The sequence below is a fragment of the Mesorhizobium sp. WSM4814 genome (assembly GCF_055811595.1).
In genome coordinates this window covers 125,218-137,195 of the sequence record NZ_JBVVQT010000007.1, presented here as the reverse complement: position 1 = coordinate 137,195, position 11,978 = coordinate 125,218, and the positions used below count along the sequence as shown (strand labels likewise).

12 protein-coding genes are annotated in these 11,978 nt (G+C 63.9%); 3 read left to right on the top strand and 9 right to left on the bottom strand.

Features of this window, described 5'->3' with window-relative positions; genetic code table 11:
- Position 1: 1 nt before the first annotated feature.
- The 3 genes from AC0L2V_RS13845 to AC0L2V_RS13835 form a co-directional block, all read right to left on the bottom strand.
- Complete coding sequence (locus tag AC0L2V_RS13845; protein ID WP_473520352.1) at positions 2-1,675, bottom strand: NADH-ubiquinone oxidoreductase-F iron-sulfur binding region domain-containing protein; 1,674 nt, start codon at positions 1,673-1,675, stop codon at positions 2-4.
- Between the two features lie 208 nt (positions 1,676-1,883).
- Positions 1,884-2,123: a sulfurtransferase TusA family protein gene (locus tag AC0L2V_RS13840; RefSeq protein WP_031254334.1), complete on the bottom strand. Its 240-nt coding sequence runs from the start codon at positions 2,121-2,123 to the stop codon at positions 1,884-1,886.
- Between the two features lie 129 nt (positions 2,124-2,252).
- Positions 2,253-3,509 (bottom strand): molybdopterin molybdotransferase MoeA, encoded by a 1,257-nt coding sequence (locus AC0L2V_RS13835; protein WP_473520351.1) that lies wholly within the window; start codon positions 3,507-3,509, stop codon positions 2,253-2,255.
- A gap of 181 nt (positions 3,510-3,690) precedes the next feature.
- Between AC0L2V_RS13835 and fdhD the strand changes: the two genes are divergently transcribed.
- Together fdhD and mobA are read left to right on the top strand one after the other, a co-directional pair.
- A complete protein-coding gene (gene fdhD, locus AC0L2V_RS13830) occupies positions 3,691-4,581 on the top strand; it encodes a formate dehydrogenase accessory sulfurtransferase FdhD (RefSeq protein ID WP_473520350.1) in 891 nt (296 codons plus the stop codon).
- Positions 4,571-5,218, top strand: coding sequence for a molybdenum cofactor guanylyltransferase MobA (gene mobA / locus AC0L2V_RS13825; RefSeq protein ID WP_473520349.1), 648 nt, complete (start codon positions 4,571-4,573; stop codon positions 5,216-5,218). The genes fdhD and mobA overlap by 11 nt, the downstream gene beginning before the upstream one ends.
- A 10-nt stretch (positions 5,219-5,228) precedes the next feature.
- Here the strand turns inward: mobA and AC0L2V_RS13820 are convergent, their stop codons facing one another.
- The 5 genes from AC0L2V_RS13820 to AC0L2V_RS13800 are packed head-to-tail and all read right to left on the bottom strand — an operon-like array spanning position 5,229 to position 10,647.
- Complete coding sequence (locus tag AC0L2V_RS13820) at positions 5,229-7,190, bottom strand: molybdopterin biosynthesis protein (RefSeq protein ID WP_473520348.1); 1,962 nt, start codon at positions 7,188-7,190, stop codon at positions 5,229-5,231.
- Between the two features lie 7 nt (positions 7,191-7,197).
- The gene (locus AC0L2V_RS13815) at positions 7,198-8,319 is read right to left on the bottom strand and encodes a molybdopterin-binding protein (RefSeq protein WP_473520347.1); all 1,122 of its coding nucleotides are present in this window, start codon (positions 8,317-8,319) and stop codon (positions 7,198-7,200) included.
- A 50-nt stretch (positions 8,320-8,369) separates the two neighbouring features.
- Entirely contained in the window at positions 8,370-9,221 is an 852-nt protein-coding gene (locus tag AC0L2V_RS13810) for an ABC transporter substrate-binding protein (RefSeq protein WP_473520441.1), read from the bottom strand.
- Positions 9,222-9,229: 8 nt separating this feature from the next.
- On the bottom strand, positions 9,230-9,952 hold the full coding sequence (locus AC0L2V_RS13805) for an ATP-binding cassette domain-containing protein (RefSeq protein WP_473520440.1): 723 nt from the start codon (positions 9,950-9,952) through the stop codon (positions 9,230-9,232).
- A gap of 2 nt (positions 9,953-9,954) precedes the next feature.
- Positions 9,955-10,647 carry an ABC transporter permease gene (locus AC0L2V_RS13800; protein WP_473520346.1) on the bottom strand — a complete coding sequence of 231 codons (693 nt, stop codon included), beginning with the start codon at positions 10,645-10,647 and terminating at the stop codon, positions 9,955-9,957.
- 100 nt (positions 10,648-10,747) lie between these two features.
- Here AC0L2V_RS13800 and AC0L2V_RS13795 point away from each other — a divergent pair, with 100 nt between their 5' ends.
- Positions 10,748-11,623 carry a substrate-binding domain-containing protein gene (locus AC0L2V_RS13795; protein ID WP_473520345.1) on the top strand — a complete coding sequence of 292 codons (876 nt, stop codon included), beginning with the start codon at positions 10,748-10,750 and terminating at the stop codon, positions 11,621-11,623.
- Positions 11,624-11,664: 41 nt separating this feature from the next.
- On the opposite strand, the gene AC0L2V_RS13790 is transcribed toward AC0L2V_RS13795, so the two are convergent.
- Positions 11,665-11,871 (bottom strand): DUF6494 family protein, encoded by a 207-nt coding sequence (locus AC0L2V_RS13790; protein WP_031254328.1) that lies wholly within the window; start codon positions 11,869-11,871, stop codon positions 11,665-11,667.
- Between the last annotated feature and the right edge of the window lie 107 nt (positions 11,872-11,978).

Genomic DNA, 11,978 nt, shown 5'->3' with positions numbered 1-11,978 from the left:
TTCAAAGATCATCCCTAAAATGCGTCAAAAGGTGATTGACCGGATTGGGCGCCGCCTGGCCGAGACCGCAGATGGAGGAATCGCGCATCACTGTTTCAAGGTCGCGCATCGCCGTCTCATTCGGCACGCCCTTCTCTTTCAAGAGCATTACCAGCTTTTCGGTTCCCTCCCGGCACGGCGTGCATTTCCCGCAACTCTCGTGTTTGAAGAAATTCATAAGATTGAGGGTCACATCCCTGATGTTGTCGGCTTGCGAAAGCACGACCACAGCATGTGAGCCGACAAAGGCGCCCTGCTTGGCGAGTTCGCCGCCGAAATCGAGTTCAATATCGCCCATCGACGCCGGAAGGATGCCGCCCGAGGCTCCACCTGGCAGATAGGCCTTGAATTCATGCCCGTCTGCCATGCCGCCGCAATAATCCTCGATCAGTTCGCGCACGGTGACGCCAGCCGGGGCCAGCTTGACACCCGGCTCCTTCACATGCCCGGAAACCGACCAGGAGCGAATTCCCTGATGGCCGGGCTTGCCCTGCGCGGCGAACCATTCGGGTCCCTTCTCGACGATGTCGCGAATCCACCACAGCGTCTCGACATTGTGGTTGAGTGTCGGGCGTCCGAAAAGTCCGACTTCGGCAATATAGGGAGGCCGGTGGCGGGGCATGCCGCGCTTGCCCTCGATGCTTTCCAGCATCGCGCTTTCCTCGCCGCAAATATAGGCGCCGGCGCCGCGCCGAAGGTCGATGAAACCGGGCTTGACGATGCCGGCTGCCTCGAGCGCCGCGATCTCGGCGCGCAAAATGGCGAGCACGGCAGGGTATTCGTCGCGCATGTAGAAATAGATGCGCTCGGCCTCGACCGCGTGGGCGGCGATAATCGCGCCTTCGAAGGTGCGGTGCGGATCCTTTTCAAGATAGATGCGGTCCTTGAAAGTGCCAGGTTCGCCTTCGTCGCCATTGATCGACATCAGCCGCGGCCCTGGATAGCCGCGCACGAAGTTCCATTTCTTGCCGGCCGGAAAGCCGGCGCCGCCGAGACCGCGCAGACCGGCGTGCTCCATGATCTCGATGATGGCGTCAATGCCGGTCTCGCCCGCCTTCACCTTCCGGAGAAGCTGATAGCCGCCAGCGGCCCGATAGGCATCGAGGCCAACATAATCGGGCACGACAACTTTCGTATCGCCCGAGCGAGCCAGATCGATGAGGATATGGCTGCTGGCTTGGTCGACCTCACGGTCGCCAATGCGCGCCGCGGGCGCTGCGGCGCAGCGGCCCATGCAGGGCGCACGCATGACGCGGACTGTGTTTGGGTCGGCCTTGGCGGCCAGTTCGCCAATCAGGTGTTCGGCGCCCGCCAGCATGCAGCTTATCGATTCGCACACCCGGATTGTCAGCGGCGCGGGTCTCGCCTCGCCTTCCCTGACGATATCGAAATGGTCGTAGAAGGTCGCGACCTCGTAAACCTCCACCTGGGACAGGCGCATGTCTTCGGCAAGCGCGCGCAGATGCGCGGCCGACAGACAACCGTAGCGGTCCTGGATCAGATGCAGGAATTCGATCAACAGATCCCGGCGCCGTTCGCGATGGCCAAGAAGTTCCCGGACCTCGGCCAGGGCAACATCATCCAGCGCCCGCCCTTTGGGTCCGCGATCGGGAGATCGCCGTTGCTGCATTGTCATCCTCTCTCCTCCCGGACCCTTCGTCTGAGGAAGGCGGCTCCCGCCACCAATGTGGTTGTGAGTTCCCTCAGCCCGGCGCACCTTGGATTCAAGGACTTGGCACACAAATCGACTTGGCAGACAAGTTGAACCAAATGCCGGTTTGACAATTTTAGCATGGCCGGGGCGCCGCGACAGAACTGATCTGCGCCCTGATTTGTCGCACGGCCTATACCGGGGCAGCTTGCGCCTTCTCGATCAAGAAAACGATGTGGTCTCCCTGCCGTTGCATCGCCTCCAGGCGGTCGCCCATTTCGTTGATCAGATTGGGAATGTCTATGGCTGCCAGCGGATCGGTGCAACGGACCTCAAGGCGCTCGCCTGGGCTTATGCCGCTGAGCGCCTTGCGGGTTTTCAGCGCCGGCAAGGGACATTTCAATCCCGTCAGATCGAGCTGTCTCGTCGTCATGGTGGCGCACCATGGCGGACCGCTCACTGGTCGTCAACGGTCACCGCCTCAGGGGTACCGCAAGTGAGAGCGGCCAGGCGTCGCACCGCATTTTGGCATACTGCATGCCCACCGGCTCGACGGCGTTCGTCAATACAGGTCCGAATAGGCAAGGAACTGAACGGTCTGGCCCGGCTCGACCTCGGCTGTTTCCTCGCCGAGTTCGACAAGGCCGTGCGTTTGAACCAAAGAAGACAGCATGCCAGCGCCCTCGCGCGGGAATTTGACGGCTTCATATGTGCCATCCTGCGTCCCACGCAGGCTTACCCGCACATATTCGCGTCGCCCCGGCTTTTTGCGGTAGGAGAAGGCGGCCCGCACCGGCCGCGAAATTGGTGGCTGCTGCCGTGCGCCGGCCAGTGCAAAGATCGCGGCGCGCGCAATATGGGCGAATGTGACGAAGCTCGCCACCGGATTGCCGGGCAGCCCAATGAAGGCTGTTCCCCGGATCACCCCCATGGCGACTGGGCGGCCGGGTTTTATGGCCACCCGCCAGAAGACCAGGGTGCCCACACTCTCGACGGCGGCCTTGACGCAGTCGGCCTCCCCGGTCGAGACCCCGCCGGACGCCAGGATCAGGTCCTGTCCTGGCGCAGCCTTGCTCAGCACATCCGCGATCAGCCTGCTGTCGTCGATCAGAATGCCCAAATCGGTGGTCTCGCAGCCCAATCTTGCCAGCATGGCCATCAGCATGAAGCGGTTCGAATCGAAAAGCTGGGCCGGTCCCCGGACCTTTCCCGGCGCGACGATCTCGTTGCCGGTCGAGAAGATCGCGACGCGAACTTTGCGCCGCACATCGATCTGCGTCATGCCGAGCGCCGCGGCGAGCGCAACATCCTGCGGGCGCATGCGCTGGCCGGCCTGCAGGACCACCTTGCCTGCTGCGACGTCCTCGCCCGCCGGCCGCACGTTGGCTCCTCTTTTCAGGCCGGGCGGAAGAATGACCCTGCCGCTATCGTCGACACGGACATCTTCCTGCATGTAGACCGTATCTGCCCCCTCCGGCAGCGGAGCGCCGGTGAAGATGCGTATGGCTTGTCCGGGCGCGGCGTGCCGATCCGGCGCCATCCCAGCCTGGATCCTGCCGCTCACCGGCAAGGTTTTTTCAACGGTTCCCGGCAGGTCGTCGCCGCGCAGTGCATAGCCGTCGACGGCTGAGTTGGTGAAAGGCGGCAGGGCCAGCGGCGCCACCAGATCACTCGCCAGGACGCGCCCATCGGCAATCGCCAGCTGGACGGTTTCGGTCTCGTCGACAACGGTCAGCCGTGAAGCAATCAGTGCGGCTGTATCATCGAGCGATCGCATCGGGCCGCCGAAAGCGAAGCAGTCATCTGAAAGTTGCGCCATCGAGCCTTCAGCCTCTATGGATCTGGCCGAGCCGGCAGCTCGGCGCCATCCGGCAAGCCCAGTCTGCGCCTGTGCGCGCTTTTGTGGACCGGCATCGGTTTGAACAGGCTATATAGTGCAGGTCAAGCCGGAGGTAACGCGTCCACTCCGGCGAGCGGGATTGCAATTTCAAGAGAGCGCCATGCAACAGATGAAAACCCGACCAGACCCCGCCATCATCATGCCGAGCCCGGATGACATCCGATTGACCGAACAGGTCAGCGGCATCGATCATACGGGCGCCGCTCTTCAAATCCGCGTCCCCGTTGAACGCCCGCTGACGCTCTATCTGAATGCCCAGGAGATCGTCACGATGATGACGATCGGCGACTATCCCGAATATCTGGCGCTGGGCTACCTGCTCAATCAGAACATGCTCAAATCTGACGACGTCGTAACCGAGGTCGAATATGACGACGACGTGCAGGTCGTGGTCGTCCGTACCGAGCGCAACACAAATTACGAGCAGAAGCTTAGAAAACGGACGCAGACTTCAGGCTGCGCGCAGGGGACCGCTTTCGGCGATCTTCTCGAGGCGCTCGATGTCACTCTGCCGCCAGCCGCGCTGCACACCTCCTGGCTTTACCAAATGACCCGCACGATCAACACGACGCCGTCGCTCTATCTCCAGGCGGGCGCGATTCATGGCTGCGTGCTTTGCAAGGAAGGCACGCCGATCTGCTACATGGAGGACGTCGGGCGCCACAACGCCGTCGACAAGATCGCCGGCTGGATGTATCGCCACGGCATCGATGCCGCTGACAAGATCCTTTACACGACGGGCAGGCTGACGTCGGAGATGACGATCAAGACGGTTCGAATGGGCATTCCGATCCTCGTCTCGCGCTCGGGTTTCACCGCCTGGGGAGTAGATCTGGCCCGTCAGGCCGGCCTGACGCTGGTCGGTCGGGCGCGCGGCAAGCGGTTCGCCGTGCTGTCGGGCGCGGACCGCATCGTCTTCGACCAGGACCTCGCTTCCGTCGACGAGGAAGCACCGCGTCACAGACGCAAGGGAGCTGCCGATGGCGAATGAGCCGATGACGAATGAAAAGGTGCCGACCTTGGGCGTCGTTCTCGCCGGGGGACTCGCCCGGCGCATGGGCGGCGGCGACAAATCCATGCGTCGGCTCGACGGAACCACCATCCTCGATCGTGTCCTCGAGCGCCTCAGCCCGCAATGCGACGGGCTCTTGCTGAACGCCAATGGCGACCCTGCCCGCTTCGACCGTTTTCGCCTTCCAGTCGTCGCCGACCCGGTCGAGAACTATCCGGGCCCGCTTGCCGGCGTGCTTGCGGGCCTCGACTGGACAGCGGCGAACAGGCCCGATGTCGAATGGATCGTCAGCGTCGCAGCCGACTGTCCTTTCATGCCGCGCGACCTCGTCGAACGGCTGCATCGGGCGCGCATAGCGAAAGCTGCGGATCTGGCGGTGGCGATGTCAGCGGGTCGGACGCATCCTGTCATCGGGCTCTGGCAAGTGGCGATGCGCGATGCGTTACGCCATGCACTCGTCGAAGAGGGCGTTCGCAAGATCGACCTGTGGACGGCTCGCTACCAGGTTGCCACCGCGTGCTGGCCGGACAAGCCGGTGGACCCCTTCTTCAATGTCAACACGGTTACAGATTTTGCCGAGGCCGAACGGCTCGTTTGGCAGCTTACCGACCCTTAGCCCGAATATTTCACACTTGGCCGGGTCGGGTAAAACCCATGCGCTCGATCCCCTCGTTGAATTCAGGCGAAGCGAGCGCGGCAAGGAAGGCCTGCACCGCGGGTCGCTGTTTGCGGGCAGAGACCAGCGCGAAATCATAATGCTCTTCCTTCAGCGCAATGAAACCGAGCCCGGCTGAGCGCGCCACCGGCGCAATGGTGACGCCCCAGTCTGCTCGGTTCTGTGCGACTGCCGCCGCGACGGCATTGTGCGAGCGGGGCTGGTTCCAATATCCGTCGGGACGCGCCGGGCCAAGCAGTTGGTCGATCAGGATGCGCGTACCCGAACCCTGGTTGCGGTTGACCATCATGCAATTGGGATCGGCGAGTGCGGCTCGCACCGCCTCCTCCGGGTCGGTCCCCTGGAAGCGCACGTCGCCCGAGCGGTAGACGATGCCCTGCATGCGTCTCCATCCCTGCACGAGTTCGAGACCTTCGCTCAGGAACGGCGCATTGTAGCTTTGCGTCTTGGCATCGAAGAGGTGGATGGGCGCGATATCGCACTCGCCTCGCCTGGCCGCGGCCAGGCCGCCCAGGCTGCCGACCGCGATGGACCGCACCGTCAGGCCGGCGCGAAACAGAATGCCCACGACAAGATCGAGGCCGGTGCAGTTGCTGCCGATCACCACGAGATCGGGAACACGGACGTGCGGGGTGAACAGCGTCACCGACGCCTCGCTTCCGGCAGGCATATTGTCGGCTAGAGCTTCGATGCTGATGAAGCCGTCGGCCTGGGCAAAGGACGTTATCGCCCCCGAGCCCTTGCCGGTGGGATAGGCGACCAGCCCCTGCTCACCCTCGACCAGCGATACCATCACGAACTCCGTGCGGCCGAGTTCGGACTGAATGCGCAGTGGGACCTTTGCCGCGACCTTCGCTTCGGTCCGAGGCGGCAGGCCCGCCATGCGGCGCAGCACGGGTACGATCATGTCGTGGAAGGTGAACATGGCCGAAGTCGGGAATCCCGGCAGCACGACGACCGGCTTGCCGTCGCAGACGGCGAGGCAAAGCGGCTTTCCCGGCTTCAGCGCCACGCCATGGGCAACGATGCCGGGCGCGCCGAGACGGTTCACGATGCGGTGGCTGACATCACCCGCGCCCTTGGACGTCCCACCCGACACTATCAGCACGTCATGCGCCGCCAGCGTCTCGCGCATGGCGGCTTCGAGTGTGGCTTCGTCATCCGGATAGGCGCCGAGAAAGCTCGCCTGGCCGCCATTTTCGGTTATCGCGGCGCTGACGATTGCGCCATTGGCGTCGTAAATGCCGGCGGGTCGCAGGGTGTCGCCTGGTTGGACAAGTTCGTCGCCGGTCGACAAAACCGCCACCCGCAGCTTGCGCGCCACCGTCACCAGCGCAATTCCACAGGCGGCAAGCATGCCGATTTCACGCGAGCCGATCACCGTTCCGACGCGCAGCAGAACCTCACCGCGGGCAATGTCGGATCCGGCATGCGAGATGAACTGGCCGGGCGAGGCTCCGCGCCTGACCTCGATGGCATCGCCTTCGGCTGGGTGTGTGTGCTCCACCATGACGATGGCATCGGCGCCGCGCGGCACCGGCCCGCCCGTCGCGATCGAGGTGGCGGTGCCTGCGAGCACAGGGATTTGCGGGGCGACACCGCAGGCGATGGATTCGCGGTTGAGCAGGAGCCTGGCAGGAAGCGCCTCCGACGCGGTGGCGATGTCGGCGGCGCGCACGGCAAAACCATCGACGTTCGAACGGTCGAAGGGCGGCACGTCGATCGGAGCCGTGACATCATCGGCAAGCGGCAGCCCAAGCGCATCCGCCAGCATCAGTTCTTCGGTCGGGGTCGTCCTGGGAAATAGCACCGCCTCGAAACGGGCGAGCGCCTCGTCGCGCGACAGGACCGTCAGGAACTGCTCCTGGCCGGTATGCTCCTGGCCGGTATCTGGGCGGGTGGATCTGGTCATCACCGACTCATCTGGGATCGTCAAACACAAAGGCGCCGACAGCTGTTCCCGCGGCCCAACCCTCACTGCCCCCTGGAATGGCAAGCCATGCATCCGCCAGGCGGATCGCCTCCAGCGAAAAATCTCCTATCGCAAGCGGCCGCCATCTGTCTTGTTCCTGCTTCAGCAGGACGATCTCGGCCAGTCCGACCGTGGAGGAGATTTTTCGCTCCAGTGCCAGGACCGTCTGTCGCCGGGCGCTCCTGCCCGTCAGGCGATCGATAGCCGGCTGAACAAGCGCCAAAAAGCCGGCAAAGGCCTGATCGGGCGCGCCGGGCAGAGCAATGATCGGGACCCCGACGAGCCGGCCGATCGCCGCGGTTCGGCCGGGCTGCAGCGCTATGTTGTGGGCGACGAGCGCCCCACGCGCGGCAAGCGCGTCAGCTGTAGCGTCGGCGCGCCCCGCACCAGTGCCTCCAATCAGGATGATCAAATCGCCGGCTGCATTGCCAAGCGCCTGGGCGACGGATCTGGCGTCGCGCGCAACCGTTTCGATATCGAATACGGTCGCGCCAGAGGCTCTTGCAAGGTCGGCGATAAAATGCGCCGTGAAAGTATCGCTCGTCGGGGCGGCGACATCGATCAGGCGCACCTGCGGCATCCGCACCGCAATTTCACCAATCCCTGCGCTTCGCACTGTCAGGAGGTCAGCGGCCGACAGCCTGTCCCCTGCAATGATGAGCGGTCGGCCCGCCGCCATGTCCTCGCCGGCGCGTCGCACGCCTTGGCCCGGTGCCGCTTCATCGAGCGCCTGGGGCATCGGGCCGCTGCAATCGATGAGATCGGCATCGAGAACGCAATCGCATCCCTCCGGCATGGCGCCGCCTGCCTCTATCCAGACCGGCATTGCCATCAGCGGCAGCGGCGAATAGGCCGACGCACCAGCAAGATCGAGCGCGCGGCACGCCCAGCCATCTGTCCTTGCCGTGTCGTGGATGGGATGCGCGCGTGCCCGGGGCGGCATGGCGGCGCCGATCTTCCCAAGCGTCTGGTCAAGCGGCAAAAGAGTGGGCGCAACCGGCTCCACTCCGTCGAGGAGTGCGGCGAGAGCCGCTTCGAGACCGGTCAGCGCGCCGAAGGAAGGCTGCATTCTCATCATGTCCGATGATGGGGCAGATGCAACCCGCTTTGCAACCGACTTCAGGAGCGCTTCTGCTCAGCGTTCGGGAAGAACAGTTGCTGGCCGTCAATATTGTATTCGCCGATCGCCTGCTGTCCTTCAGGCGAGATCAGCCAATCTATGAAGCGTTGGCCGGGTTCAGCCTTGACGCTCGGGTGCCTCGCGGGATTCACCACCATGACACCGTACTGGTTGAACAGCCTTTTATCGCCTTGGACCACGATCTCCAGTTCGCCGCGGTTCTTGAACGCCAGCCATGTGGCGCGATCGGAAAGCACATAGGCATCCATGGCGCCGGCTGTGTTGAGTGCAGCGCCCATGCCCTGCCCTATCTCCTTGTACCAGGACCCCTTCATCGCCGCGATATCGACACCTGCCGCCTTCCAGAGTCCGAGTTCAGCAAAGTGGGTTCCGGATTTGTCGCCGCGGGAAACAAAAACAGCTTTTTTGCTCTGGATCGATGTCAAGGCGACTGCGATATCCGGCGAACCCTTGATGCCGGCCGGGTCGCTTCTGGGCCCAATCAGGACGAAATCATTGTACATCACATCGAAGCGTCTCACGCCAAAACCTTGCTGGACGAATTTCTCCTCCTGCGCCCTGGCATGGACGAAGACCACGTCTGCGTCTCCCCGGCGGCCGGCGTCGAGCGCCTGGCCGGTTCCCTGCGCGACCACCCTCACCTCGATACCGGTCCTTATGGTGAACAACGGCAGTATGTGGTCGAAAAGGCCGGCATCCCGCGTCGACGTCGTCGAGGCCACCACGATCGACTGTTCCTGTGCGCTGGCCGATGCGCCGCTGGAGGCGAGGAAGGTCAAAATGACCGCAATTGCGGTAAACTGCCGACGGTTCAGCACTGGAAGCTCCATTTCCGCAGTCAAAGAACGAGTTCCCCATGGATAAAGGCTGCAGCTTCTGCGGATGCGGGGCGATCGAAAAAATCACCGGCGCTGGCGTGCTCGCACAGTCGGCCGCGAACGAGGAAGACGACATCTCCCGCGAGCCGTCGCACCTGACCGAGATCGTGCGAAGCCATGACGATCTTGGTGCCCGATTGGGAGGCCATGAGGATGATCTCCTCGACATGGCGGGTTGCAGCGGGATCAAGGCTGGCGGTGGGCTCATCGAGCAGCAGGACCTCGGGTTCGCGCGCCAGTGCGCGGGCAAGCGCCACGCGCTGTTGCTCGCCGCCGGACAAGCGCCGCGCAGGTCGCGCCGCCAGGCCCAGAAGGCCCACACGATCGAGAAGTTCCTCGGTGCGTGTCGCGCGACGATGGCGCGGACAGCCAGCTTGCGCCAGTCCGTAAGCCACGTTGGCGGCGACGGAGCGGCGCAGCATCACCGGTTTCTGGAGCAGCATTGCCCGGCGGCCGAGGCCGCGATCGGTGCGCCCACCCCAGCTCACAGTTCCTGCGGAAGGCGCGGCAAGTCCCATGCAAACCCGAAGCAGTGACGTCTTGCCCGCGCCATTGGGACCGAGCACCAGTGTCGGCGCACCGGGAGCAATCGCCAGGTTCAGGCGGTGGAGCATGGTCGTGGCGCCGGCGCTGAGCGAGACCCGGTCCAGAATGAGAGGAAGGTCGGTTAGCGCGGCCCGCATCATCAAGCCACCCGTTGCTCCGACCACACTCGCAGGCCCCAGGCAGCGGCATTGATCGCAAGAATGAGGCCGATCAAGATGGCGCCGAGACCCATCGCGAGCGGCAGGTCTCCCTTTGAGGTTTCGAGCGCGATCGTGGTGGTCATGGTTCGGGTAAAGCCCTCGATGTTGCCGCCGACGATCATGACCGTGCCGACTTCGGCGGCCGCCCGGCCGAAGCCGGCGAGCATTGCGGTGATCAGGCTGAAACGGCTGTCCCACAAGAGCGTCGCCACCCGGCCTGTCGGGCCGACGCCCATCGCCGTCAGTTCGTCGCGATATTCGCGCCACAAATCCTCGATGGTCTGGCGCGTCAGAGCCGCGATAATCGGCAGGACGAGAAGCGCCTGCGCGATGACCATGGCGGCCGGTGTGAACAGCAGGCCGAACGCGCCGAGCGGCCCTGATCGCGACAACAGCAGGTAAACGGTCAGGCCGACGACTACGGGCGGCAGGCCCATGAAGCCGTTGACAAGCACGACGAGCGCGGAACGTCCCGGAAAACGGGTCAGTGCCAGCAACGCCCCGAGCGGCAGTCCCACGACGGCCGCAACTGCAACGGCGGCCAGGGTAATGGTCAGCGAAAGCCGCACGATCGAGATCAGCGTCGCGTCGCCACTCGCGATAAGCTGCCATGCATTTAGGCCTTCTGACATACCCTTTCACCTGCGCTGCGTCGTCCTGCTATTTCTGCTGCATTTACTCCGCATTCGTCAAACAATTGAACCTGCGCAGGAATATGCATAAGATTGCAGGATGGATTTGCTGACGACTGCAGAAGCCGCAGACTATTTGCGCCTTGGCGAACGCAAGCTTTACGAGCTGGTCGCCAAAAACAGCATCCCGTGCAGCAAAGTGACGGGCAAATGGCTGTTTCCGCGCAACGAGCTCGACCGGTGGGTTCTCTCGGGATTGGCGCGTCCCGACGGAATGATTGCGCCCGAGCCGCCGCCCATAGTCGGCGGCAGCCAGGACGACCTGCTTGAATGGAGCCTTCGCCAGGCGGGCTCTGGCCTCGCCTCGCTTACCGAGGGGACGGCAGGCGGCGTTGCGCGTCTTTTGCGTGGCGAGATTGCCGCTGCGGCGATCCATTTCCACGGTGATGCCGCCGACCCCAATGTGGAGGCCGCGCGCGCCATGCCGCGGCTGCACGATGCGGTGCTGATCGGTTTCACGCGGCGCGAAAAAGGGCTGCTGCTGCCGCCGGGCAACCCCCGATCGCTCAACAGCCTGGCCGATGTCCTAGAAAGCGGCGCCAAGATCGCGATGCGCCAGGTCGGGGCCGGAGCCCAAATGCTGCTGGATGTCCTGGTCGCCCGCGCCGGCGCCAGCCAGAGGCGGTTGAACCGGCTCGAGCCGCCATGCCTGACAGGGCCGGAACTCGCTGCCGCGATCCGGACCGGCAGGGCCGATTGCGGCATCGCCACACGCGCCGCCGCGCGCGCCGCCGGCCTCGAATTCGTGTCATTGGCGTGGGAGAATTTCGATCTGCTGATGCGGCAGCGAACCTATTTCCAGCCTTCGATCCAGGCGCTGATCCGCCTCATGGCCCAGGACAGCTTCGCTCAGCGTGCCGCAGAACTCACGGGCTATGACACGAGCCCGGCCGGGCAGGTCCGATTCTTCCATTGATGTGGGTGTCGATGGAGCGCCGGGCGCACCGCCGAACCTGTTCAGCCAAGGTCGATGTCGCCTTCGACGACGTGGTGCAGACCCGCGCGTTCGGCCGTGATCACGGCCCTCACGGTCAGGCGCCCCTGCCCTTTCAGTCCCGCATCCGCCACGGCCTTTTCGATCGCCTGCTGCGAGGTGACGCCGACCTGCTTCAGGAACTTGCGCATCGACACGTTGAAGGCATCGGTTTCCATGTTTTGAGTCATAGGATTGCCTCTAATAGCTTGGACTGTGCGGCTGGTCGGGTCGCGATCGCATGCTGTTCCCCGGCAAAGACGCTGCCCGCCAGCGGAACACGGAAACGTATGATGCG